General features: G+C 62.2%; 20 protein-coding genes. 3 read left to right on the top strand and 17 right to left on the bottom strand.

What is annotated here, in order from left to right:
* The first annotated feature begins 3 nt into the window (after window positions 1–3).
* Window positions 4–762, top strand: coding sequence for an acyl-[acyl-carrier-protein] thioesterase (locus R4P70_RS14440; protein ID WP_007728423.1), 759 nt, complete (start codon window positions 4–6; stop codon window positions 760–762).
* On the opposite strand, the gene R4P70_RS14435 is transcribed toward R4P70_RS14440, so the two are convergent.
* The gene (locus R4P70_RS14435) at window positions 759–959 is read right to left on the bottom strand and encodes a hypothetical protein (RefSeq protein WP_003941897.1); all 201 of its coding nucleotides are present in this window, start codon (window positions 957–959) and stop codon (window positions 759–761) included. The two genes, R4P70_RS14440 and R4P70_RS14435, sit on opposite strands and share 4 nt — an antisense overlap.
* Window positions 960–1,032: 73 nt before the next feature.
* Between R4P70_RS14435 and R4P70_RS14430 the strand changes: the two genes are divergently transcribed.
* Window positions 1,033–1,530 carry a SixA phosphatase family protein gene (locus R4P70_RS14430; protein WP_214923631.1) on the top strand — a complete coding sequence of 166 codons (498 nt, stop codon included), beginning with the start codon at window positions 1,033–1,035 and terminating at the stop codon, window positions 1,528–1,530.
* A 13-nt stretch (window positions 1,531–1,543) separates the two neighbouring features.
* Here the strand turns inward: R4P70_RS14430 and R4P70_RS14425 are convergent, their stop codons facing one another.
* On the bottom strand, window positions 1,544–2,551 hold the full coding sequence (locus R4P70_RS14425; RefSeq protein ID WP_064113961.1) for an LLM class flavin-dependent oxidoreductase: 1,008 nt from the start codon (window positions 2,549–2,551) through the stop codon (window positions 1,544–1,546).
* Between the two features lie 88 nt (window positions 2,552–2,639).
* Here R4P70_RS14425 and R4P70_RS14420 point away from each other — a divergent pair, with 88 nt between their 5' ends.
* Window positions 2,640–3,026, top strand: a complete 387-nt coding sequence (locus tag R4P70_RS14420; RefSeq protein ID WP_003942070.1) for a glyoxalase superfamily protein — start codon at window positions 2,640–2,642, stop codon at window positions 3,024–3,026.
* Between the two features lie 72 nt (window positions 3,027–3,098).
* Here R4P70_RS14420 and R4P70_RS14415 read toward each other — a convergent pair whose 3' ends face one another.
* The 15 genes from R4P70_RS14415 to rplJ all read right to left on the bottom strand — a co-directional run bounded on the left by R4P70_RS14415 (window position 3,099) and on the right by rplJ (window position 24,182).
* Window positions 3,099–7,055, bottom strand: a complete 3,957-nt coding sequence (locus R4P70_RS14415; RefSeq protein WP_003941914.1) for a DNA-directed RNA polymerase subunit beta' — start codon at window positions 7,053–7,055, stop codon at window positions 3,099–3,101.
* Between the two features lie 117 nt (window positions 7,056–7,172).
* Window positions 7,173–10,679: a DNA-directed RNA polymerase subunit beta gene (rpoB, locus tag R4P70_RS14410; RefSeq protein ID WP_003942068.1), complete on the bottom strand. Its 3,507-nt coding sequence runs from the start codon at window positions 10,677–10,679 to the stop codon at window positions 7,173–7,175.
* Window positions 10,680–11,162: 483 nt separating this feature from the next.
* Complete coding sequence (locus tag R4P70_RS14405; protein WP_064113963.1) at window positions 11,163–12,011, bottom strand: hypothetical protein; 849 nt, start codon at window positions 12,009–12,011, stop codon at window positions 11,163–11,165.
* A gap of 45 nt (window positions 12,012–12,056) precedes the next feature.
* Entirely contained in the window at window positions 12,057–12,785 is a 729-nt protein-coding gene (locus R4P70_RS14400) for a hypothetical protein (protein ID WP_007728440.1), read from the bottom strand.
* Between the two features lie 99 nt (window positions 12,786–12,884).
* Window positions 12,885–14,132, bottom strand: coding sequence for an MCE family protein (locus tag R4P70_RS14395; protein WP_003942085.1), 1,248 nt, complete (start codon window positions 14,130–14,132; stop codon window positions 12,885–12,887).
* Complete coding sequence (locus tag R4P70_RS14390; protein ID WP_317830940.1) at window positions 14,129–15,406, bottom strand: MCE family protein; 1,278 nt, start codon at window positions 15,404–15,406, stop codon at window positions 14,129–14,131. The genes R4P70_RS14395 and R4P70_RS14390 overlap by 4 nt, the downstream gene beginning before the upstream one ends.
* Complete coding sequence (locus R4P70_RS14385) at window positions 15,403–16,656, bottom strand: MCE family protein (protein WP_317830939.1); 1,254 nt, start codon at window positions 16,654–16,656, stop codon at window positions 15,403–15,405. The genes R4P70_RS14390 and R4P70_RS14385 overlap by 4 nt, the downstream gene beginning before the upstream one ends.
* Window positions 16,656–17,651 carry an MCE family protein gene (locus tag R4P70_RS14380; protein WP_003942053.1) on the bottom strand — a complete coding sequence of 332 codons (996 nt, stop codon included), beginning with the start codon at window positions 17,649–17,651 and terminating at the stop codon, window positions 16,656–16,658. The genes R4P70_RS14385 and R4P70_RS14380 overlap by 1 nt, the downstream gene beginning before the upstream one ends.
* The gene (locus R4P70_RS14375; protein WP_283569180.1) at window positions 17,648–18,727 is read right to left on the bottom strand and encodes an MCE family protein; all 1,080 of its coding nucleotides are present in this window, start codon (window positions 18,725–18,727) and stop codon (window positions 17,648–17,650) included. Before R4P70_RS14375 ends, R4P70_RS14380 begins: the two co-directional genes overlap by 4 nt.
* Window positions 18,724–20,085, bottom strand: coding sequence for an MCE family protein (locus R4P70_RS14370; protein WP_003942007.1), 1,362 nt, complete (start codon window positions 20,083–20,085; stop codon window positions 18,724–18,726). Before R4P70_RS14370 ends, R4P70_RS14375 begins: the two co-directional genes overlap by 4 nt.
* The gene (locus R4P70_RS14365; protein ID WP_283569179.1) at window positions 20,082–20,942 is read right to left on the bottom strand and encodes an MlaE family ABC transporter permease; all 861 of its coding nucleotides are present in this window, start codon (window positions 20,940–20,942) and stop codon (window positions 20,082–20,084) included. Before R4P70_RS14365 ends, R4P70_RS14370 begins: the two co-directional genes overlap by 4 nt.
* A gap of 5 nt (window positions 20,943–20,947) precedes the next feature.
* Complete coding sequence (locus tag R4P70_RS14360) at window positions 20,948–21,742, bottom strand: MlaE family ABC transporter permease (protein ID WP_003942038.1); 795 nt, start codon at window positions 21,740–21,742, stop codon at window positions 20,948–20,950.
* Window positions 21,743–21,751: 9 nt separating this feature from the next.
* Window positions 21,752–22,873, bottom strand: coding sequence for an ABC transporter ATP-binding protein (locus tag R4P70_RS14355; protein ID WP_024487305.1), 1,122 nt, complete (start codon window positions 22,871–22,873; stop codon window positions 21,752–21,754).
* A gap of 259 nt (window positions 22,874–23,132) precedes the next feature.
* A complete protein-coding gene (rplL, locus tag R4P70_RS14350) occupies window positions 23,133–23,519 on the bottom strand; it encodes a 50S ribosomal protein L7/L12 (RefSeq protein WP_003941857.1) in 387 nt (128 codons plus the stop codon).
* A 78-nt stretch (window positions 23,520–23,597) separates the two neighbouring features.
* Window positions 23,598–24,182, bottom strand: a complete 585-nt coding sequence (gene rplJ / locus R4P70_RS14345; RefSeq protein WP_275231850.1) for a 50S ribosomal protein L10 — start codon at window positions 24,180–24,182, stop codon at window positions 23,598–23,600.
* Window positions 24,183–24,525 lie beyond the last annotated feature (343 nt).

The raw sequence follows: 24,525 nt of genomic DNA, 5'->3' as shown, positions 1-24,525 counted from the left end.
CACGTGAACCCAGATCTCACGCTCGCGCAACAGCCGGACCGAGGACCGATCTTCGTCAAGTCCCGCCCGGTCCGCACCGGCGACATCGACGTCGCCAAGCAGGTCAGGCTCGACGCCGTCGCCCGCTACCTGCAGGACATCGGCAACGACAACATCGAGGCCGCGGGAGCCATCGACACCCATCCGCTCTGGATAGTGCGTCGTACGGTCGTCGACGTCGTACGCCCGGCGATCTGGCCGGAAGAGTTGACGATGACTCGCTGGTGCTCCGGCTTCTCCACGAGATGGGCGAACATGCGTGTGCGCTTCGACGGCAGCAACGGCGCGCTGATGGAAACCGAAGGCTTCTGGATCAACATCAGCGCCGAGTCGGGCATGCCCACGCGGATGAGTGACGACTTCATGCGGCCACTGGAGGAATCCACCGACGAGCATCGCCTGAAGTGGAAGCGAGTCCTCGCCGAGAACGCACCGGAGGCGGACGACGCCGGTGTTCTGGACACGCCGTTCGCTCTGCGCGCCACGGATATCGACCCGTTCGACCACGTCAACAACGCCGTCTACTGGCAGGCAGTCGAAGAGGTCCTCAGCGCTCGCACCGAACTACGGACAGTTCCGCATCGAGCACTGATCGAGTACCTCTCCCCCATCGTCTCCAGCGACGACGTCGTCCTGCGCAGCCGCGTCGACGACAAGACCGTCACGGTCTGGTTCCTGGTCGGCGAAGCGCTCCGCGCAGTTGCGCAGGTGAGCGCCCTCTAACGCAGTTTCTGGGTCGCGACAGCCGCGACACCGAACACCAACGCAAGAAGAATCGCGGCCCAGAAACCGAAGAGCCACCACACCACGCCGAACACGACCACTGCCGGGGCAACAGTGATGAAAGCGATGGTGGGGCTTTCTCGTACCACCTCGAGTGCAGTTCGGGCATTAGTTCGATCGAGCTTCTTACCGGCCATCGAAAACCTCCTTCAAGGTCCTGACCATCCAGAGTAACCGGACTGACGGGCACAAAGCGGATACCGTGAACGCATGGCCGACCACCGCACCCTCGTCCTCATGCGACACGGCAAGTCCAGCTACCCCGAGGGCATCCGTGATCACGAGCGTCCGCTCGCCGAACGGGGCCTGCGCGAGGCCCGCATCGGCGGCGAATGGATCCGTAAAAACGTCCCGCCCGTCGACGCCGTTCTGTGCTCCACCTCCCGGCGGACCGTCGAAACCCTTGCCTCGACGGGAATCGAAGCTCCCGCCGGGTTCGAGAAGTCCATCTACGGCGGCTCACCCGCAGACGTCATTGCAGCTGCGCGAACCACGTCCGACCACGTCAAGACGCTCCTGATCGTCGGACACGAACCCGGAATTCCCTGGACTGCACTCGATCTCGCATCGAACGAAAACTCCGAAGCGGCCCAACGTATCCGCGACAAGTTCCCGACTTCGGCGATCGCCGTCCTCTCCGTACCGGTGCCGTGGACCGAACTCGACGACTCCGTCGCCACTCTGCTCGAGTTTCACGTGCCTCGTTAGATCAACCACACTGCTAAACCACCTCACGCAGTAGGCGGTCCGAAAGTGCAAGCGCGTCACGGTCGTACGTCGATGTCGACGCCAACACTTCGTCGGCACCGGTCCGTTCGGCGAGATCGTGAAGTTGCTGTTTCACCTCGACGGGTGTGCCGTGCAGCGCCGACGCCATGAACGACTCGATCCGCCTGGCGTTTCGATCACTGCGCGGAGCACGCCTGATCTCGTCCAGCGACGCGAGCGGCGGAAACTCCCCTGTCCGTGACGATTCTGCGAGCGCGTATGCCTCCGGGATCAGCAACTCACGCGCCGCGTCGGTGGAATCGGCAACCGCCACTTCGAGAGAAACCACCACATAGGGTTCGGGATGAGCGTCGGTGGCCCGGAAAGCTCGGCGGTACTCGTCCAATGCCTCCACCCGGTCGGTGCTCCCAATTCCGAGTATCGGCCCACCCACGACCACCGGAAGCCCCAGTTGCGCTGCCACTTTCAGACCTGTGCGCGTCGCCAGCACGAAGATCGGGACTCCAGTCTGCGACGCCGGCCGTGCCGTCACTGCCGCGGATCCGTCCAGATAACGCCTCACCTCGTCCAGGTCCGACACAAACGTGTCCGGAGCGTCCTTGCTGCGTCGTAGTGCCTGACGTACGGGCTCCGTGAATCCCAGCGATCGGCCGAGGCCGAGATCGATTCGCCCCGGGTAGAGAGCCTCCAGCATCAGGAACTGCTCGGCGACGATCAGCGGTTGGTGATTCGGCAGCATGACCCCACCGCTGCCGAGTCTGATATCGCGCGTATGCGCGCCGATCGCGGCAAGCAGTACTGCCGGCGACCCGCTCCCGATCCCGGGCACCGCGTGATGCTCGGCGACCCAGAACCGGTGGTAGCCGAGAGCGTCGGCGTGCGCGGCACGTTCGACGGAATGCGTCAGAGCTGCGGAGTCGGGGTATCCGCTCCGGGTTCGGGATCGGTCGAGCAGTGAGAGAAGCACCCTCGGAGCAACAAGGAATTCGGAAAGTTTCATCCGGACGCCTAATGAGGACCGTTTCTGACCGCAATACCCGCAACACTGGACCTGTCGCCGGAATTCACCATCACATGAAGGGCACGTCATGGACATCAAGCTCGAACTGGTCGCCATTCCCGTCACCGACATCGACCGCGCCAAGGACTTCTACGTCCGCCTCGGATTCAATGCCGACCACGATCACACGGTCAGCGAAGACCTGCGATTCGTCCAGCTGACCCCTCCCGGTTCGGCCTGCTCGATCTGCATCGGCAAGGGAATCACCGACGCCGAGCCCGGCTCGGTCGTCGGCATGCAGGTAGTGGTCAAGGACATCGAAGAGGCTGAGCGCGAGTTCAAGAGCCGCGGCATCGACATCAGCCCGATCGACGACCAGGCCTGGGGGCGGTTCATCTACTTCGCCGACCCCGACGGGAACAAGTGGGCCGTCCAGGAGATCGTCATCCCGGACCTCAGCGGCAGCAACTCCTGAAAACGTCCCACTCCTGACATGAAAAATCCCCCCACCTCTTTCGAAGTGGGGGGATTTTCTACGAACTAACGCTTAGCGGTAGTCGTTGCTGAAGCCGTAGTCGTCCAGCGGAACTGCAGCACCGGTGTTCTGGCCGAAGCCGTCCGGGCTGTAGTACTGGTCGTCGTACGACGGCACTGCGTAAGCAGCGGCGCGTGCCTCTTCGGTGGGCTGAACCTGGATGTTGCGGTAACGGTTGATACCGGTACCGGCAGGGATCAGCTTGCCGATGATGACATTTTCCTTCAGACCGATCAGCTTGTCCGAGCGGCAGTTGATAGCCGCGTCGGTCAAGACACGAGTGGTCTCCTGGAACGATGCCGCGGACAGCCACGAATCCGTCGCGAGCGACGCCTTCGTGATACCCATGAGCACCGGACGGCCGGCTGCGGGCTCGCCACCCTCGGCGACAACGCGGCGGTTTGCCGACTCGAACTCGGCGCGCTCGGTGAGCGAACCGGGCAGGAACTCGGTGGCACCGGAATCGATGATCGTCACGCGACGAAGCATCTGGCGCACGATGACCTCGATGTGCTTGTCGTGGATCGACACACCCTGGCTCCGGTACACCTCCTGGACCTCGTTGACCAAGTGGATCTGAACCTGACGCGGACCCATGACTCGCAGGACCTCGTGGGGATCGGCAGCACCTTCCATGAGCTGCTGTCCGACCTCGACGTGGTCACCGTCAGCCAAGAGGCTTTCGCGACCGTCGGCGTGCTTGAAGACACGCAGACGCTGACGCTTGCTGAGCTTGTCGTAGACAACCTCTTCGCCGCCGTCGTCCGGAACGATGGTGATCTTGTAGAAACGATCGCCGTCTTCGAGCTGTACCCGACCGGTGACGTCCGCGATAGGAGCCTTGCCCTTGGGCACACGTGCCTCGAACAGCTCCTGGACACGCGGCAGACCGCCGGTGATGTCATCTCCTGCGACACCACCCTGGTGGAAGGTACGCATGGTCAGCTGGGTACCGGGCTCACCGATCGACTGTGCGGCGACGATACCGACAGCCTCACCGATGTCGACCAGCTTGCCGGTGGCCATCGAGCGGCCGTAGCAAGTGGCGCAAACGCCGGTGCCGGTGGTGCAGGTCAGGACCGAGCGGACCTTGACCGTCGTGATGCCGGCTTCGAGCAGAGCATCGATCGCGGGGTCACCGAGATCGTGGCCACGCTCGACGATGACGGTGCCGTTCGCGTCGACTGCATCGGCCGCCAAGGTACGGGCGTACGTGCTGGTCTCCACGTGAGCATCGCGGATCATCGTGCCGTCGGCCTGCTTCTCGGCGATCGTGGTGACGATGCCGCGCTCTGTTCCACAGTCGACCTCGCGGACGATGACGTCCTGCGAAACGTCCACCAGACGACGGGTCAGGTAACCCGAGTCGGCGGTGCGGAGTGCGGTATCGGCCAGACCCTTACGAGCACCGTGCGTGTTGATGAAGTACTCGAGCACGGTCAGGCCTTCCTTGAAGGAAGACTTGATCGGACGCGGGATGAACTCACCCTTCGGGTTTGTCACCAGGCCCTTCATACCGGCGAGCGAGCGAACCTGAGTCATGTTGCCGGCTGCGCCGGACTTCACGATCATCGGGATCGGGTTGCTGTCGGGGAAGTGAGCCTCCATGGCCTTGCCGACCTTGTCGGTCGCTTCCTGCCAAATGGTGACCAGAGCGCTGTTGCGCTCCTTCTTGTCCAGAGCACCACGCTGGTACTGCTTCTCGATCTTGTCGGCCTGAGCCTCGAAGTCCTCGATGATGGCAGGCTTCTCCGGCGGCACGAGCACGTCGGAGATCGAGACCGTGACACCCGAACGGGTGGCCCAGTAGAACCCGACGTCCTTGAGCTTGTCGACGGTCTGAGCAACCACGATCATCGGGTACCGCTCGGCGAGATCGTTGATGATCGTCGCCTGGCGCTTCTTCGGCATCTGCTCGTTGACGAACGGGTAGTCCGCCGGAAGCAGCTCGTTGAAGAGCACACGGCCGAGTGTCGTGGTGGCGGTCCAGCCGTCACCGTAGTTCCAGCCCTCGGGGAACAGTTCGTTCTCGAGGTCGCGCGGCGGACGCTGCTGCGTCAGACGCACCTTGATCTGAGCCTGAACCGAGAGCGCGCCGCGGTCGACTGCCATCTGAGCCTCGGCGGGCGAGGAGTACACGCCCTGCTCTGCCTCGTCGTTGGTCGGAGCAACGAGCTCACCGGTGACACCCTCGTCGAGACGGGTCAGGTGGAACAGACCCGTGACCATGTCCAGACGCGGCATGGCGAGCGGGCGACCCGAAGCAGGCGAGAGGATGTTGTTCGAGGACAGCATCAGGATGCGTGCCTCGGCCTGTGCCTCTGCCGACAGCGGGAGGTGAACAGCCATCTGGTCACCGTCGAAGTCGGCGTTGAAGGCCTCACACACCAGCGGGTGGAGCTGAATGGCCTTGCCCTCGACGAGCTGCGGCTCGAATGCCTGGATACCCAGACGGTGCAGCGTAGGTGCACGGTTGAGCAGCACGGGGTGCTCGGCGATGACCTCTTCGAGGACGTCCCACACCTGGACGCGCTTGCGCTCGACCATGCGCTTTGCCGACTTGATGTTCTGCGCGTGGTTCAGATCGACCAGACGCTTCATCACGAACGGCTTGAACAGCTCGAGAGCCATCAGCTTGGGCAGACCACACTGGTGCAGCTTGAGCTGAGGACCGACGACGATGACGGAACGACCCGAGTAGTCGACGCGCTTACCGAGCAGGTTCTGACGGAAGCGACCCTGCTTGCCCTTGAGCAGATCGCTCAGGGACTTCAGCGGGCGGTTACCCGGTCCGGTGACCGGACGTCCACGACGACCGTTGTCGAACAGGGCGTCGACCGACTCCTGCAGCATCCGCTTCTCGTTGTTGACGATGATCTCGGGAGCACCGAGGTCGATCAGTCGCTTGAGGCGGTTGTTGCGGTTGATGACGCGGCGGTACAGGTCGTTGAGGTCGGACGTCGCGAAACGTCCACCGTCGAGCTGAACCATCGGGCGAAGCTCCGGCGGGATCACCGGAACAGCGTTGAGGACCATGCCCATCGGCGAGTTGCCGTTGGTCTGGAATGCCGCAACCACCTTGAGGCGCTTGAGTGCACGCAGCTTCTTCTGGCCCTTGCCGCTGCGGATGGTCTCGCGGAGAGACTCTGCCTCGGCGTCGAGGTCGAAGTTCTGCATCAGGATCTGGATGGACTCTGCGCCCATCGCACCCGTGAAGTACTCGCCGTAACGGTCGACCAGCTCGCGGTACAGGAGCTCGTCGATGATGAGCTGCTTGACGCTCAGCTTGGTGAAGGTGGTCCAGATCTCGTCGAGACGATCCAGCTCACGCTGCGCGCGGTCACGGAGCTGACGCATTTCGCGCTCGCCGCCGTCCTTGACCTTGCGGCGGACATCGGACTTCGCGCCCTCTGCCTCGAGCTCGGCGATGTCGGCTTCGAGCTTCTGCGCACGTGCCTCGAGATCGGCGTCGCGCTGATCTGCGACGGTCTTCTTCTCGACCTGCATCTCGGCTTCGAGGGTGGACAGCTCGTTGTGACGGAGCTCCTCGTCGACACCGACGATGACGTAGGCAGCGAAGTAGATGATCTTTTCGAGATCCTTCGGAGCCAGGTCGAGCAGGTAACCGAGACGGCTCGGAACACCCTTGAAGTACCAGATGTGCGTGACCGGTGCGGCCAGTTCGATGTGACCCATGCGCTCACGACGAACCTTGGCGCGAGTGACCTCGACGCCACAGCGCTCACAGATGATGCCCTTGAAGCGGACACGCTTGTACTTACCGCAGTAGCACTCCCAGTCCCGAGTGGGGCCGAAGATCTTCTCGCAGAAGAGGCCGTCCTTCTCGGGCTTGAGCGTGCGGTAGTTGATGGTCTCCGGCTTCTTGACCTCGCCGTAGGACCAATTGCGGATGTCCTCTGCACTGGCCAAGCCAATGCGGAGTTCATCGAAGAAGTTGACGTCGAGCACGTAACTTCCTTTCCCCGTTGGGGTTACGGTTGCCGGTCACCCGGCAACCTGACTGCCAATTCAAATGTGAACTACGCCCCCGGGCCGCTCTTTCAAGAGCAACCCGGGGACCGAAACCTAGTTCGCGAGGTCGTCGACCGTCGCAGCTTCGTTCCTGGACAGGTTGATGCCCAGGTTCGCTGCGGCCCGCTCCAAGTCCTCGTCGTCGCCGTCCGCCATCGTGATGGCCGCGCCGTCCGAGGACAGCACCTCCACGTTGAGGCAGAGCGACTGGAGCTCCTTGAGGAGCACCTTGAACGACTCGGGGATGCCGGGTTCGGGGATGTTCTCGCCCTTGACGATGGCTTCGTACACCTTGACTCGACCGACCACGTCGTCAGACTTGATGGTCAGCAGTTCCTGCAGCGTGTAAGCCGCGCCGTAGGCCTGCATCGCCCAGCACTCCATCTCACCGAAGCGCTGGCCACCGAACTGGGCCTTACCACCGAGAGGCTGCTGCGTGATCATCGAGTACGGACCGGTCGAACGAGCGTGGATCTTGTCGTCGACCAAGTGGTGCAGCTTGATGATGTACATGTAACCGACCGAGACCGGGTACGGGAACGGCTCGCCGGAGCGGCCGTCGAACAAGGTGGCCTTTCCGTCGGGTCCGACCATCTGCTCGCCGTCACGGTTCGGCAGCGTCGCGCCGAGGAGACCGGTGAGCTCGTCTTCCTTCGCACCGTCGAACACCGGGGTGGCGATGTTCGAGTCGGCCGGAGCGGACAGCATCTCTTCCGGCAGGGTCGCAGCCCAGTCGGGACGAGAGCCGTCGGACGCGATCTGAACGTTCCAGCCGGTCTTGCCGATCCACCCGAGGTGGGTCTCCAAGACCTGACCGATGTTCATACGACGCGGGACGCCGTGCGTGTTCAAGATGATGTCGACAGGCGTGCCGTCCGAGAGGAACGGCATGTCTTCCTGCGGCAGGATCTTGCCGATGACGCCCTTGTTACCGTGGCGGCCGGCGAGCTTGTCACCGTCCTGGATCTTGCGCTTCTGTGCCACGTAGACGCGGACCAGCTCGTTGACACCGGGAGGCAGATCGTCGTCTTCGTCACGCGAGAACACGCGGATTCCGATGACCTTGCCGGTCTCACCGTGAGGAACCTTGAGGGACGTGTCACGAACCTCGCGAGCCTTCTCACCGAAGATGGCGCGAAGGAGGCGCTCTTCGGGGGTCAGCTCGGTCTCGCCCTTCGGCGTGACCTTTCCGACCAGCACGTCGCCGTCACGAACCTCGGCACCGATACGGATGATGCCGCGCTCGTCGAGGTCGGCGAGGACCTCGTCGGAGACGTTCGGGATGTCGCGAGTGATTTCCTCGGCACCGAGCTTGGTGTCGCGGGCATCGATCTCGTGCTCCTCGATGTGAATCGAGGTCAGGACGTCCTCTTCCACGAGACGCTGCGACAGAATGATCGCGTCCTCGTAGTTGTGGCCTTCCCACGGCATGATCGCGACGAGCAAGTTCTTGCCCAGCGCCATCTCACCGTTCTCGGTGCAAGGACCGTCGGCCAGAACCTGGCCGGCCTCGACACGCTGTCCCTCGTCCACGATCGGACGCTGGTTGGCGCACGTGCCCTGGTTGGAACGCGCGAACTTGCGCATCCGGTACGTCTTGCGGCTTCCGTCGTCAGCCATCACCGTGACGTAGTCCGCGGAGATCTCCTCCACGACACCGGTCTTCTCGGTGATGATGACGTCGCCGGCATCCACAGCTGCACGCAGCTCCATGCCGGTACCGACGAGAGGTGCCTCGCTGCGAACCAGCGGGACAGCCTGACGCTGCATGTTCGCGCCCATCAGGGCACGGTTTGCATCGTCGTGCTCGAGGAACGGAATCATCGCGGTTGCGACGGACACCATCTGACGCGGCGAAACGTCCATGTAGTCGATGTCGGAGGACGCGACGAACTCGACCTCGCCACCCTTACGGCGGACGAGAATCTTCGAGTCGGTGAAGCGACCCTCGCGGTCGATGGCCGAGTTGGCCTGCGCGACTACGTGGCGGTCTTCTTCGTCAGCGGTCAGGTAGTCGACCTCGTCGGTCACCTGTCCGTCGACGACGCGACGGTACGGGGTCTCGATGAAACCGAACGGGTTGACGCGGGCGTAGACCGACAGCGAACCGATCAGGCCGATGTTCGGGCCTTCCGGGGTCTCGATCGGGCACATGCGGCCGTAGTGCGACGGGTGAACGTCGCGAACCTCGAGGCCGGCGCGCTCACGGGACAGACCACCCGGGCCGAGGGCGGACAGACGACGCTTGTGCGTCAGCCCCGACAGCGGGTTGTTCTGGTCCATGAACTGCGACAGCTGGGAGGTTCCGAAGAACTCCCTGATCGCAGCGACGACGGGACGGATGTTGATCAGCGTCTGAGGCGTGATTGCCTCGACGTCCTGTGTGGTCATGCGCTCACGAACCACACGCTCCATGCGGGACAGGCCCACGCGGATCTGGTTCTGGATGAGCTCGCCGACGGTACGCAGACGACGGTTGCCGAAGTGGTCGATGTCGTCGACCTCGACGGGAACCTCGACGCCGCCCGGAGCCGTCATCGAGGTGTCACCTGCGTGCAGACGCACGAGGTACTCGACGGTGGCGACGATGTCTTCTTCGGTGAGCGTGGATGCAACGATCGGCTGACCCGCGTTCAGGCCGAGCTTCTTGTTGATCTTGTAACGACCCACGCGAGCGAGGTCGTAGCGCTTGTCCTTGAAGAACAGGTTCTCCAGCAGGGTCTGCGCGCTCTCCTTGGTGGGGGGCTCGCCCGGACGCAGCTTGCGGTAGATGTCGAGCAACGCCTCATCGGTGCCGGCGGTGTTGTCCTTCTCCAGCGTGGCCATGAGGATCTCGGAGAAGCCGAAGCGCTCCGTGATCTGCTCGGTGGTCCAGCCGAGTGCCTTGAGCAGGACGGTGACAGGCTGACGACGCTTGCGGTCGATACGGACACCAACGGTGTCGCGCTTGTCGACGTCGAACTCGAGCCATGCGCCGCGACCCGGGATCACCTTGACGCTGTGCAGATCCTTCTCGGTGCTCTTGTCGACGCTCATGTCGAAGTACACACCGGGGGAACGCACGAGCTGCGAGACGACCACACGCTCGGTGCCGTTGATGATGAAGGTGCCCTTGTCGGTCATCATCGGGAAATCTCCCATGAAGACCGTCTGGCTCTTGATCTCACCAGTGTTGTTGTTGATGAACTCCGCGGTGACGAACAACGGCGCCGCGTAGGTCATGTCCTTGTCTTTGCACTCGTCCGTCGAGGCCTTGACCTCGTCGAATCGAGGGTCGGAGAAGGACAGCGACATAGTGCCGTTGAAATCCTCGATCGGAGAAAGCTCCGCGAGGATGTCCTCGAGACCACCGGACACTGCATTGTCGCCGAGTGCCGCTGCTCGTTCACGCCAACTCTGCGCGCCGATCAGCCACTCGAACGAATCTGTCTGTACGTCAAGAAGCCCGGGAACTTCGAGGGGTTCGCGAACTTTCGCGAACGAAACCCTCTTCGGGGCTCCGGGGATTCCGGAAACTGCCTTGGTCTGGCTAGAGACTGCCAAGATGCGTCCTTCCAGCACCTCACGCGGGCCGCTCCGTGCTGTTGCGACCGCCGCTGTATCTGCTTCGAATTTCGCTGGTTACAACCCGAACGAAACCCGTCGCAGAAAGCAAGAAGTACTTGACTTCGCAGCGGTTGAGACGAGGGGTGGACAGGAGGCAGCCAGCGCAACGTCCAAAAGTACACCCTTACTCTGGAAATGTCGAGTCGGGTGTAACTGAGGGTCGAATTCAGATACTGACGTGAGACTGCCGATCACTCGTCCGTGCATGTTCACCGATCAGAGTGGACCTTGCGGACCGCTCCGTCAAGGGCGAGAGCGCGTGTCGCAGCATTCGAACATTCGTGACGCGCATTCGAACACTGCCACCGGGAGTGTAGCCAGCAACGGCGTCACATACGAAAAATCTGGACCGACATCGTGCGTCGATCCAGATCTTCGCGCTGGTGCGCAGGTGCTACTGGTCGCGAATCTCCGAGCTACTGGTCGCGAATCTCCGAGCTACTGGTCGCGAATCTCCGAGATCAGCCAGTTTCCGTCCTGCTTCTCCAGACTCACGATGACCATTCCGGAGCGAGAGTCTGCCGCCACGCCGTTCTGCGTCGAGCTGACGTTCAGTTGGGCGAGCAACTGCGCCCGGTCCTTCTCTAGCCGTGTGATCCCGATCAGCGGGACATCAGCGGTCGTTGCCGTCTGGGTTTGTTCGACGCCGGCCTTCTGCGTGTCCTTGTACTGCGTCAGCTGATCGCGCATCGACTGGTTCAGGCCCTGGACACCCTTGTCGAAATCGGCGTCGAAGGTGTCGGGAGAAAACGTGAAGACTGCAGCCAACGCCGACGGCGTCACACGAAGAACTTCAGCCGTGGCGCCTTCGTCCACCCAGGCGATGTCGTCCGTCTTCGCGCCGACTTTGAAGAAGGCGATGCCGGCGAGGATCGCGACGATGACCGCTGCGGCCCCCAGGATCGCGACCAGGCGCCAACCGGCCTTGGATTGTGTAGGTGTTGTCGCCGACTCCCCCGCGCCCGTCTCCGGGGTAGCAGGGGCCTTGGGCTCGTCTGCGACGGTTTTCGCCGGTTTGGTCAGATCGGGGCCCGGTGTGGATTCCGGAGCGTCGGTTTCCGTCTTCGGCGGCTCGATTTCTCCGGACTCGGCCTTCGTGAGCGTCGGCTTCGCAACCTCCGGCTTCACAGCCTCCTGTGTTTCTTCTTCCGGCTGTTCGATCGTGGGCTCGACCGGATCCGAATCGGACGTCCCCGCGGGGACGTTGAGCGAGCGAGCGCTTCCCGCGATCTTCGGCCGACGGTTCTGCGGGGAGGACGGTCCGCCGGTACGACGTTTGGGTGGCATTACGCGCTTCTCCTTCGAGGGATGTCGGTGTGCAGGTTCGACGAACTACTGGCCACCGGAATCACCACCCTCGGTTGTCGGTGCGGGAGCACCGGAGGCAGGTGCCTCGGTCCCCGAACCGGGTGCGGGCGTTGCGTCAGGAGCAGGCGTGGAGCCGTCGGTGGCCGGCAGGGTGCCGGAGCCGAGATCGAGCCGAGAGCCGATCGGATCAGCCGACTGAGCCTTCCAGACCCCGTCGACCTCGACCATGCCCAGCCGCATGCCGAGCTGATTCTTGACGAACTGGTTGCCCTGGGTCGTGGTGACTCGAACGACGACCAGTGCCGTGGCGGTCCGGTCATCGGTATTGAGCTCGGTCAGCGCGGACTGAACGACTTCGGTGTCAGCCTTCGAGCCCGAGTTACGCAACTCGTCTGTGATGGAATCCTGAACGGTCTGCAGATACGTCGTCATCTCGTCACCGGTCACCGAAGAACGCATGTTCTCGATCGACTGGTCGAGATTGGCCGAATCCGCGTTGTTGAGGTTGATCGCGACTTGCTGCGCACCGATCAACGCGTCGTCACGCATCTCGGCGGTGGTGCGGTCGGTGGTGAGCGCCCGAACGTACGGGACGCCGAACACACCGAGCGCAACCACTGCCGCCAGAAGCAAGACACCGACCGCAATCAGAGACGCTGTCAGCCCCTTCGGTCTACCGGTTGTCGGCGCTCCCGATTCGACTTGCTCGGGCCCGCCGGACTGCGGGGAACTGTTTCTCTGAATCACACTCACTACCCTACTTACCTGTTTTGCCCAGCCTCTGGCCGCGAATCGTCAACTGCCACAACTCAGTAGCCTGAACTGCACAAACTCGACCACATTCGGATCGGTCTACTTCGGTGTCACTCCGAGCAACGGCGCCAACTGCGTCGCGATCGGGTTGAGGTTCAACTTGTCCGGATCGACCTTCGGCTTGAAGTCCCAAGGCTGGATCGTGTCGGGATCGGCGTACACCACGCGGTTGGCACTGCGGACGCCCGTCTCGCTGCCCAGCGGCGTCTCACACGAGGCCGCGGTGTTGAGCGGGAAATCCTGCTGGGTGTCGTCGAAGTTGGGATTCTGACGCTTCATCTCGTCCAGGATCGCCATGGTGCCTTCGTAACCCACCGTGCACGAGAGCGGATTGTTGGTCTCGAGCACCAAGCCCTGATGGACCGTTCCGTCGCCGGGAGCAACCGTCGGTGCGGCAGCGGCCAGGCCGGGAAGGAAGATCAGGAACGGCTGCAGCGCGATCGTTCGGGGTGCAAGCGTCTTGGTGGTCGCGGCAAGATTGGTCAGGTCAGTCGTCAGGCTCGGGCCCGCCTCGTTGATGAGGGCACCGATCTGATCGCTGGCCGGGATGCCGTTGTCGATCAAGCGACGGATGTCCGGATCGCTGGTCCTCAACTGCGCCGTGACAGCATCGAGATCGGTACTGAACTGCTTGATCGCGGAGGACTGATCCGACTGCGTCGTCAGTACCGTCTCACTGTTCCGAATCAGCGCGAGCGTCTGAGGCAGAGTGTCGAGCCCGGACTGCGAGAGACCGGACAGCGAATCGGCCAGGACCTGAATGTCCTCGCCCTTGCCGTTGAACGCTGCACCGAGTTCGACGGCGACGGTGTGGAGCGCGTCGACGGGCACGGACTTGACCAAGCCGTTGGCACTGGTCAGCACATCCTCGATCGGGATCGGAGTTGTGGTGTCCCCCACCGCGATCACCGAGCCGTCCTCGAGAAACGGTCCCTGGTCGGTATCGGGCTGAAGGTCGACGTACTGCTCACCGATGGCGGAGCGGTTGGCCACGACGGCACGGGCCGACGCGGGAATCTCCGGAGCACTGTTGTCGATCTTCAGGTCGACCTGAATTCCGTCCTCGGTCAACGACATGTCGCCCACTCGCCCGACCGGCACGCCGCGATACGTCACCTCGGCGTTGGTGAAAATTCCACCGGACGTGGCCAATTCGGTCTTGACCGTGTACTGACCGAACCCCATGAGGTTGTCCAGGCGCACGTACTTGGCGCCGACGTAGATGAGACCCAGGAGCGCAACCACGACAAAGCCGACGAGCTGCCATCTGACCAGAGCTGATCTCACTGTCCATCACCGCCGATTCCGAACTGTTCCAGCATTCCCTGGATGGGGTTGAGTGGGTTCGCCGCGGGCGCCGGCGTTGCCGGGTCACCCGCTGTTGTGGCGGGAAGGCCGGCGACAACGGGAACCTGCGGCAGGATCGGAGCGATCGGCAGCAGTGACACTGTCGGCCAGCCCGGTCGCGGTCCGTTGCCGTTGTAGTACGGGTTGGAGGGGTCGACCACCGGCTTGGGATTGCCGAACTTGGGCTGGCGGTATTCCGGTTCTCCCTGCCCGACACCGAGACCCGAGAGTGTATTGCCGATCTGCAGGTCGACACTCAGGAAGAGGTTGACGGAACCACCCTGTGCAATCTTCTCGACACCGTCCGGGAACGGGAACGTCGGAAGGAACGGAAGTGCCCCCACGAAGTCGTCACCGGAGTCTGCGAGCGCCTGCAGCGTCGGACGCAGAGCCTGAAGATCAGCGATCAGATCGTCCTTGGACTGTGTGAGGACGTCGGTTCCCACTGTTCCGAGTCGATCCACCTGAGCGAGCATCTGCGTCAGCTGCGGACGCTGCTCGTTGAGAACCTGTGTCGCAACGGGGAGTTCCTCGAGAATCTTCCCGATCTTCTCGTTCTGATCGTTGACGCGAGTCGAGAGCACATCCAGGCCGTCGAGCGCGCGTGTGATGTCGTCACGCTGCTCGTTGAGTCCACCGATGAGTGTGTTCGCCTGCTCCAGAAGACTTCTCGTCTTGCCTTCGCGACCGTCGAACGCGGCACCGAGTTCTTCGACGATGGGCTGCAACTGGCCCACACCGCCGCCATTGAGCAGCAGCGACAATGCGCCGAGAACCTGCTCGATCTCCGTGGCGTGGCGAGTGCGATCCAGCGGAATGAGATCACCGTCGGCCAGCTTCGTAGAGTCCGGTCCGGACGGCGGGGCCGACAGCTGGATGAACTTCTCGCCGAGCAGGTTGGTCTGCTCGACCGCGGCAATTGCGTTGGCGGGCAGATCAACCGACGAGTCGAGGATAATGCCGACATCCGCGGTCCATCCGTCCGGTCCGACCGACACGTCGTCGACGCGACCGACGGGAACGCCGTCGACCTTCACAGCGGAGTGCGGAACCAAGTCGAGCACGTCGTCGAACTGAATGGTCAAGTGCATCGGATCGGAACCCACATCAGGACCGCCGGGAAGCGGGACAGCGTAGATCCCCTCGGACGAGCAGGCGGTTGCCGAGATCAGGACGGCGCACAATCCGGCGCCGACTATCAATGAACGCTTCACTCGCCCTCCCCGTTTCCACTGGTCAGTCGCGGTGACACGACGCCGGGCACAGTGCCCGGAACTACCTGCATCTGTCGTTCGGAACCGGCAAGGATGCCGAAGGGAAGGTTCAGGCCTGCAGCCCGATTGGCTGCGTCGGTCATCGCTGCGACGTTTGCGCACTGGTCGATAGCCGGTTGCATCTGCCTTCCCAATGCCTCGAACCGCGGATCACCGGGCAACAGCTTGCCGAGGTCCATCAACTTGCAGAGCACGCCGGCCGGGTTCTGAAGATCAGGGAACGCCAGACGTGAAGCCAGCACACCTGATTCGGCGTCGTACGAGTTGACCAAGTTGGAGATCGCCAGCGGAAGCATGGTGAGCGTGTTGGCCAGTGCTTCCTTGTTGTTCGCCAATGTCTGTGTCGGTTCGACGAGACCTTCGGTTGTCTGGACCAGTTGATCGCGGTTGTCGGCCACGAACTTCGCGACGTCGCCGAGCGCAATCGAGAGCTGGTTCAGAGCGGCACCGAGATCGTCGCGCTCACCTGCCAGGAATCCGGTCAGGTCCGACAACTGCGTGTTGAACTGGCGCACCTGCTGATCGTTGGCCGCGAGAGCGCCCACAAAAGTATCCAGGTTCTTGATGGTGAGCGAGATGTTGTCACGCGAATCGTTGAGCGTCCGTGCGGCATCCGAGAGGTTGGTGATGCTGTCTCCCAACGCTTCACCGTTGCCCTCGAGGTTGGCCGCACCTGTCTCGACGAAATCGGACAGTGCTCCGTTCTTGTTGGCACCTTCAGGACCGAGAGCCGACGCGAGTTCGTCGATGCTGGAGTACAACTGGTCGACCTCGACAGGCGTCGCCGTCTTCTCGATCGGAATTACTGCACCGCTGGCCATCTTGTCGCCGCCGGTGAAGACCGGTGTCAGCTGGATGTAGCGGTCGGCAACCACCGACGGCGTGATCTGAGCGGCACTGGCACCCGCGGGAATGTCGATCCCACGATCGACACGCAGCTCGACCTTGACCTGATCTCCCTGGGGTTCGACGGATTCGACGGTGCCGACCTTGACACCGAGGACACGAACGTCGGAACCGTCGTAGATACCCACCGACTTGTCGAAGTAGGCGGTGATCTTGGTGGTACCGGCGCGAGTGAACACCCACCACAGCGCGCCACCGATTACGAGTAACCCGATCAGAACAGCGGCGATGATCGCGACCGAGCGCTTCTTGGAGCCGCTTCCGGCTTCGGCAGTATCAGCCATCAGTTGCCTCCCAACGTACGAACGGGGTCACGGTAGCCCGGAATGTCCGGCAGACCCGGCGGAAGGAGGTTCACGACGACCTGGTCGAACCAACGGCCGTTGCCGACCACGTTGGCGTACAAGCGAATGAAGGGTTCGTAGAGCTTCAGTGCCTTGTCTAAGTTCTCGTTGTTGGCCTTCAAGATGTCGATGACGCCGTTGAGCTGCGTCAGCGCCGGCCCGATTGCCGCCTCGTTGTCACGAACGAGACCGGTGAGCTGCTGAGAGACGCGCTGAGTTCCGGTGAGCAGCTGCGAAATCGCTTGCTGGCGATTGTTGAGTTCCTGCACCAAAAGTCCGCCGTCACGGATCAGCTGGGTGAATTCCTTGTTGCGGTCAGCAAGAATCTGCGACGTCTTCCCGGTGGCGGCGAAGAGCTTCTGCAAGTCCTGATCGCGGCTCGCGATCGTCTGCGACAGCCGACTGACGCCGTCGAGCGAAGCGCGGACATCGCCAGGTGTCTCGGAGAATGCCTGGGACAACGTCTCCATGCTCTTCGCCAACTGGTCGGTGTCGATGTCGCCGACGGTGTCCGCCGCGGCCGAGAAGGCCTGAACGACGTCGTACGGAGAGGTGGTGCGCTCGAGCGGAATCCGATCCTTGGGATCGAGGTTGTCGGTTCCGCGCGGATCTAGGGCGAGGTACTTCTGTCCCAGAATGGTCTTGATCTGAATGGACGCAGAGGTTTGATCTCCCACCCACGCGTCACTGACCTTGAAGTCGACGAGAACACGGTCACCGTCGAGATCGACGGAAGTGACCTTGCCGACCTTCACGCCGGCGATACGAACCTCGTTACCAGGCTTGAGACCCGCGGCTTCGGAGAACTCGGCGGAGTAGGACGAGCCTGCTCCCACGAACGGAAGCGAATCGAGGAAGAACGCGGACAAAGTGGCCAGCAGCACCACGAAGATACCGATGGCTCCGGCCATTGCCGGACTGCGACGTTTACTCATCGACCTTGCAACTCCCTCATACCGTCTTGAGTGCATCGCGTGGCCGCGTTGGTGTAAATCGGCTGATTGACCGTCGGCAGGCCGGTGGGCAGATTCAGCGACGCAGACTGTCCTGGACCGGCAACGATGTCGATTCCGCACAGATAGAACTGGATCCAGGAACCGTAGCTCGCTACGCGTGCGAGCTTCTCGAGCTTGACCGGCAAGGTCTCGAGCACCGCGTTGACGTCGTCACTCCGACGATTGAGTGTGGTCGCCAGCGTGTTGAGTGCCGTGATCGAGCCCTGAATCGACGGCCGCGTCGGCTCGAGCAAGTCTGCCGTCGCGTCGGTCAGGCCTGCGAGTGAGGTGACGGCCGAACCGACCACCCCACGCTCGTTGGCCAACCCGGTGACGAGTTGCTGGGTGTTGACGATCAGTGAATCGAGGTTCTTGTCGTTCGCGTTGACGGTGTCGAGAACGTCGTTGAGGTTCTTGATCACCGCGCCGATGACCGCGTCCTTGTCCGCGACGGTGTTGGTCAGGCTCGCGGTGTTGCGCACGAGCTCACTGATGGTGCCCGATTCGCCTTGGAAGACCTGGATGATCTGGTACGACAGCTTGTTGACGTCGTCCGCGCTCAGGGTGGTGAACAGCGGCTTGAAGCCGTTGAAGAGTGTCGTGAGGTTGACTGCCGGGCGCGTCTGAGACAGCGGCAGGGTATCGCCGCCGGTGATCTTCTTGCCTTGGCTGCCTTCACCTTGCGAGAGCGAGATGTACCGCTGCCCCACCAGGTTGCGGAACCGGATGGTGGCGATGGAACTGGCCGGCAACCAATCACGGTCGGATACCGAGAACTGGACCTCGGCCTGGTTGTCGTTGACGATGGCAATCTTCTCGACCTGGCCGACACGAACACCGGCAATGCGAACCTCGTCGCCCTCGTTCAACGAAGTGACGTCGGAGAAGACTGCGTTGAACTTGGTGCCGCCACCGCCGCCGAGGTTGGCGATACTGGCTGCCAGCAGTCCTGTCGCCAGGACCGTCACCACAACGAAGATGATGAGCTTTGTCAGCGGAGCTGCGAGTCCTCTCATTGGACGCTCACCTCCGCACCTGCGAATGCCGGAGCGCTGACCATCGTGGTCCACGCCGGAACATCGTCCGGCGCAACACCGTTGGCCTGTCCGTAGATCACCTTCAACGTATCCTCTTCGAGTTTCGAGCCCGCGTAGCCGGCCTGCTGAGCCGGACCGCTGTTGTTGGTCGAGAACAACTGAGGTCCGGAGCCCTCGGGTGCAGGCAGGAATTCCATGGTGGCGGGACCTGGATTGCGGGAAGGAACCTGGTAGGAACCGTCACCGTACGAACCGCCGGGGTACTGCGGGAACGGACGGCCGGGCTCGGTGACGTTGTCGTAGCAAACCGGGCCGCGGTTGTCGACGAGCCGTGGCTCGTCTTGGTTGGGCAGGTAGCGACCCTTGGGGTTCACGATCTGAATACTCGCACGCACACCAGGATTGGGCGCGTCGGTGGACAGGATCTTGGCAGCTTCCGGAGCGGTGTCCGAGAAGCCCTTGAACGTGCACCCGAAGGTCGGAGAGTACTGGGCCAGAAGCTGGAGAGCTTCCTTCGAATCCGCAGCGAGCGTGATGATCGAGGACGAGTTCGCTTCGAGGAAGGCTGCGGTGTCCGACGATGTCACGGTGAGCGACGCCAGCAGTGTCCGCAACTGGTCCTGCTTCTGCACCACCGTGTTACCCGTGGTCCGCAGATTGTCGAGAGCGTTGATCAGATCGGGCGCAGCGTCCGAGTACGTCTGGGAGAAGTCCGCGAACTTGCGCAGATCCTCTTGCACCGCGGGCAGTTCGGTATTGACGCCGCGGAAGATCTCCTCGAGACGATCGACCGTCAGACCGAGCTCGGCGCCGCGTCCCGTCAGACCCTGCGCGAGAGAACCGAGAGTGTTCGCCAGATCCTGCGGCGGAATCGCCTGCAGAAGTGGGAGCAGTCCGTCCAGAACGTCGCCGACCTCGACAGCATTGCCGCTCTTGTCCTGGTGGATCACCGTTCCCGCGGAAATCGGGGTCGCGGTGGTTCCCTCCGGAATGATCAGGGAGACGTAGCGCTCACCGAAAAGCGTCTTCGGGAGCAGACGCGCCGTGACGTTGGACGGAATGAGATCAGCCTTGTCCGGCTCGATCGCGAGGACCGAGGTGACCTGGCCGTCTTTCGTCGACGCGGATCGCACCTCGCCGACCAGCAGCCCACGGACCTTGACGTCCGCGTTGGGTGGCAACGCATTTCCGACTGTGTCGGTCACGAGGTCGATCTTCACGACGTCCTTGAACGTCTTGTTGAAGGTTCCGATGGTGAAGGCCAGGAACAATGCCAACACCACGAAGAACACGAGTCCGAGCACACGGCGGCGCAGGACTGACGGAGCCTCGATCATCCGGCCACCCTCACTGTCGTCGTGGTGCCCCAGATTGCGAGGCTGAGGAAGAAGTCGAGAACGGCGATCGTCACGATTGCGGCGCGAACAGCGCGGCCGACGGCCACGCCGACACCTGCGGGACCACCTGAGGCATGGAACCCGTAGTAGCAGTGGATCAGGATCAGCACGAAGGCGAATACCAGGACTTTCGCAAACGAATACAGCACGTCCTGCGGTGGCAGGAACAGGTTGAAGTAGTGGTCGTAGGAACCCGTCGACTGCCCGTTGAAGACCGTGCTGATCACTCTCGAGGCGAGGTACGCCGCAAGCAGACCCACGATGTACAGCGGGATGACGGCGACGAAGCCGGCGATCATGCGCGTCGTGACCAGGAACGGCACCGACGGAACTGCCATGACCTCGAGCGCGTCGATCTCTTCGGAGATACGCATGGCACCGAGTTGGGCGGTGAAGCCACAACCAACCGTGGCCGAGAGCGCAAGAGCCGCAACGATCGGAGCGATCTCACGGGTGTTGGCGTATGCGGAGAGGAAGCCGGTCAGGACCGAGCTACCCAACTGCTCCAGAGCGGCGAAGCCCTGGAGGCCGACGACGACACCGGTGAATCCGGACATCATCGCGATGACGCCGATGGTTCCGCCGATCACTGCGAGCGCACCGCTACCGAAGGTCACTTCGGCGAGTAGTCGAAGCGTCTCCTTCCGATACCGATGCAGGGTGCGCGGGGTCCACGCGATGGCGCGCGCGTAGAACGACATCTGCTCGCCCGCGCGGTCCAACGCGTTCACTGGAATTCTGGCTACTTTGCGACTCTTCAGCAGGAACTGATCGCCGCGGCCTCGTGCGATGGTCATTTAGGTCAAGATCCCTTCGCCGGCACGATCTGGAGGTACACCATCGTCAGAATCAGATTGGCGAAGAACAACAGCAGGAACGTGATGACGACGGCCTGGTTCACCGCCTCACCGACGCCCTTCGGGCCACCGGACGGGTGGAGTCCCTTGTACGCGGAGATCACACCAGCGATGACACCGAACACCGCGGCTTTGATCTCACCGCTCCAAATGTCCGGTAGCTGCGCAAAAGCTGAGAACGACGAGATGTAGGCGCCGGGGTTACCGCCCTGCAGGATCACGTTGAAGAAGTAACCACCCGCGATACCGACGACGGACACCAGTCCGTTGAGCAGAACAGCGATCAGCACCATCGCGAGTACACGCGGAACCACCAGGCGCTGAATCGGATTGATTCCGAGGACTTCCATCGCGTCGATCTCTTCGCGAATGGTTCGAGAACCGAGGTCGGCCGTCACGGCCGATCCGGCCGCACCGGCGACCAACAATGCTGTCACCAGAGGGCTACCCTGCTGGATCACCGCCAGGACGCTGGCAGCGCCGGTGAACGATTCTGCGCCCAACTGCTTGATCAGCGAACCGGTCTGCAGTGAGACGACGGCGCCGAAAGGAATGGCTACCAATGCCGTCGGCAAAATTGTCACGCTGGCGATGAACCAGGCCTGCTCGATGAACTCACGGAACTGAAATGGACGCCGGAACGTATTCCTGACGACGTCGACAAACAGTTCGACGATGTTTCCGGCCTGAGTTAATGCTCCGTTGACCGGACTCAGAACCGAGTTGCGGGTAACCCCCATCCGATATGCCTACCCTTGCCCGTGTGTCGTGTTTCCGTAGGGATCGCCCTCGTATGCAGGAATGACCTGCGTGTCTTGCGAGTTGTCGTTCCACTCCCCCTGATAGCCGCTCGCGTCGGCGTACTGGGGAGCGTACTGCCCAGTTCCGTCAACCTCGTCAAGGCTGTCCTGAATTGCCGCCTGAGCGTTAGCTGGGAGGGTGTGCATGATCTGGCGGACGCGCTCCTGGCGACGACGAACAGCCTGACGCTCCGGGTTTCCGGGGGTGGCCTTCATCTGCGGCACGATGCCCTCGACGTCGTCGACACCACCGGCGTGGTGACCGGCGTCGACGAGCGCCTGCTCGTGCGCCATCTGAGCCTCGTCCTTCTCCTCCGACATACCGATCGGACCGATCATCGTTCCGTTGAGGAACTGCTTGACGACGGGCTCGTCCGAGGTGAGCAGCACCTCACGAGGACCGAACATCACCAACTGACGACGGAAGAGCATGCCGATGTTGTCCGGCACCGTGCGTGCGAGGTTGATGTTGTGCGAGACGATCAGAATCGTCGCGTCCGACTGGGCGTTGATGTCGATCAGCGTTTGGCTGATGTACGTCGTACGCACCGGATCCAGACCGGAGTCGGGCTCGTCGACGAGGATGATCTCGGGATCGAGAACGAGTGCACGCGCCAGACCGGCACGCTTGCGCATACCGCCGGAGATCTCACCGGGAAGCTTGTCCTCGGCGCCGACCAGACCCGTGAGGTCCAACTTCTCCATCACGATCTTGCGGATATCGGATTCCGACTTCTTGGTGTGCTCACGAAGCGGGAAGGCGATGTTGTCGTACAAGTTCATCGAGCCGAACAGTGCGCCGTCCTGGAAGAGAACGCCGAACAGTTTGCGGATCTCGTAGAGCTCCTTGGAGGAGCACTGCAGGATGTCCGTGCCGTCGATGACGATGGAGCCTTGTTCAGGGCGGAGCAGTCCGATCAGGGACTTCAGGAACACCGACTTACCGGTACCCGAAGGCCCGAGCAGTGCGCTGACCTCACCCGCGGGAAGTGTCAACGACACGTCCTGCCAAATCCTCTGCGACCCGAAAGACTTTGTCAGTCCTTGTACCGCTACCTCGACTCCCACCATTACCTCCGCGACGTCCGTTGCATGCATGCACCCGTGTGGGTTGGGTCACTCTATCGCATGGGAGTGGTACCCGTGACTGCGAATACTACCAACGAGTAGGGAAGAAGCATAATTCAGATCACAGCCTAGTTCGGACACCCCTCCCACCTGCATGAATTCCGGCATATCACCCGCGAAAAAAGTTCAAAAAAAGAGGGCCACTCCCCGTGGGGAGTGGCCCTCTTCGTTACTACTCGCGAAGAGCAGCGGGAAAACCGTCTTACTTGATGACGATCTTTGCGCCGGCAGCTTCGAGCTTTTCCTTGGCAGCCTCTGCGGCGTCCTTGGCAACCTTCTCGAGGATGGCCTTCGGAGCGCTCTCGACGAGATCCTTGGCTTCCTTCAGGCCGAGGCCGGAAACGACCTCACGGACGACCTTGATGACCTGGATCTTCTTGTCGCCAGCCGACTCGAGGACGACGTCGAACTCGTCCTGCTCTTCAGCAGCTTCTGCGCCGGCAGCCGGTGCGCCTGCAGCGGCGACGGCGACGGGAGCAGCAGCGGTGACCTCGAAGGTCTCCTCGAATGCCTTAACGAACTCCGAGAGCTCGAGGAGGGTGAGCTCCTTGAACTGGTCCAACAACTCTTCGGTGCTGAGCTTCGCCATTGTGGCGGTCCTTCCTGTAAGTCCCATGTCGCTGATCCGCGACCGGGCGGGGTTATAGCAGTGATGCGCGGGTGCGGATCAGCTTTCGGCTTCGGCCTCGGCCGGAGCCTCGTTGGCAGCCTCTGCGGGGGCCTCTGCGGCTCCGCCTTCTGCAGCCTTCTTCTCCTGCAGGGCAGCGGCCAGACGGGCCATCTGCGAAGCGGGAGCATTGAACAGGCCTGCGGCCTTTGCCAAGTTGCCCTTCATCGCGCCGGCAAGCTTTGCCAACAGGATTTCGCGGGATTCGAGATCCGCGATCTTGTTGACCTCTTCCACGGACAGCGCAGCGCCGTCCATGTAGCCGCCCTTGATGATGAGCGCCTTGTTGTCCTTAGCGAAGTTCTTCAGAGCCTTCGCAGCGTCGACCGGTTCGCCCTTGATGAATGCAATGGCGGTCGGACCAACGAACAGGTCATCAAGGCCCTCGATGCCAGCCTCTGCGGCGGCACGCTTGACCAGGGTGTTCTTGGCGACGGAGTAGGTGGCACCTTCTCCGAGAGCGCGTCGCAGTGTCGTGATGTTGCCAACCGAAAGGCCACGGTATTCCGTGACCACAGCGGCGGTCGAACCCTTGAACTGCTCGGTGATTTCCGCAACTGCGGAAACCTTCTCAGGCTTTGCCATACTTCGCCTCCTCTCGTGACAGTCGTTGTCCCACTCAGGAACCGCTGCACCTCATCGGGGTGAACCCGAGAAGACACAGTCCGCGACATGCAAAACGCCCCGGCGCAAGCGCACGGGGCGTACAGAGGAAACATGAAGAAGAGGCTTACGAATCAGCGTAACGATGCAAAGCGAGGCAGTGCATAACCAGGCAAACTGTAGAACCACTACATCAAGCTATCCCCCTACCTCGTTCACCTACGTGGGCCGCCGGGCACTCCCGGACTTTCAACCACACCCATCACTGAGTGCAATCACCAACGGTCTTGGGTAGAACATGATTTTGGGGTGAAGTTCATATCCA

Source organism: Rhodococcus sp. IEGM 1241 (assembly GCF_033142365.1).
Classification (GTDB): Bacteria; Actinomycetota; Actinomycetes; order Mycobacteriales; family Mycobacteriaceae; genus Rhodococcus_F; species Rhodococcus_F erythropolis.
This window is presented reverse-complemented; position numbering and strand designations above follow the sequence as displayed.

Coding starts and splice junctions, on each gene's coding strand:
- R4P70_RS14435 (WP_003941897.1), bottom strand. CDS start 959: ATGGCCGGTAAGAAGCTCGATCGAACTAATGCCCGAACTGCACTCGAG.
- R4P70_RS14430 (WP_214923631.1), top strand. CDS start 1,033: ATGGCCGACCACCGCACCCTCGTCCTCATGCGACACGGCAAGTCCAGC.
- R4P70_RS14425 (WP_064113961.1), bottom strand. CDS start 2,551: ATGAAACTTTCCGAATTCCTTGTTGCTCCGAGGGTGCTTCTCTCACTG.
- R4P70_RS14420 (WP_003942070.1), top strand. CDS start 2,640: ATGGACATCAAGCTCGAACTGGTCGCCATTCCCGTCACCGACATCGAC.
- R4P70_RS14405 (WP_064113963.1), bottom strand. CDS start 12,011: ATGCCACCCAAACGTCGTACCGGCGGACCGTCCTCCCCGCAGAACCGT.
- R4P70_RS14385 (WP_317830939.1), bottom strand. CDS start 16,656: ATGGCTGATACTGCCGAAGCCGGAAGCGGCTCCAAGAAGCGCTCGGTC.
- R4P70_RS14380 (WP_003942053.1), bottom strand. CDS start 17,651: ATGAGTAAACGTCGCAGTCCGGCAATGGCCGGAGCCATCGGTATCTTC.
- R4P70_RS14375 (WP_283569180.1), bottom strand. CDS start 18,727: ATGAGAGGACTCGCAGCTCCGCTGACAAAGCTCATCATCTTCGTTGTG.
- R4P70_RS14370 (WP_003942007.1), bottom strand. CDS start 20,085: ATGATCGAGGCTCCGTCAGTCCTGCGCCGCCGTGTGCTCGGACTCGTG.
- R4P70_RS14365 (WP_283569179.1), bottom strand. CDS start 20,942: ATGACCATCGCACGAGGCCGCGGCGATCAGTTCCTGCTGAAGAGTCGC.
- R4P70_RS14360 (WP_003942038.1), bottom strand. CDS start 21,742: ATGGGGGTTACCCGCAACTCGGTTCTGAGTCCGGTCAACGGAGCATTA.
- R4P70_RS14355 (WP_024487305.1), bottom strand. CDS start 22,873: ATGGTGGGAGTCGAGGTAGCGGTACAAGGACTGACAAAGTCTTTCGGG.
- rplL (WP_003941857.1), bottom strand. CDS start 23,519: ATGGCGAAGCTCAGCACCGAAGAGTTGTTGGACCAGTTCAAGGAGCTC.
- rplJ (WP_275231850.1), bottom strand. CDS start 24,182: ATGGCAAAGCCTGAGAAGGTTTCCGCAGTTGCGGAAATCACCGAGCAG.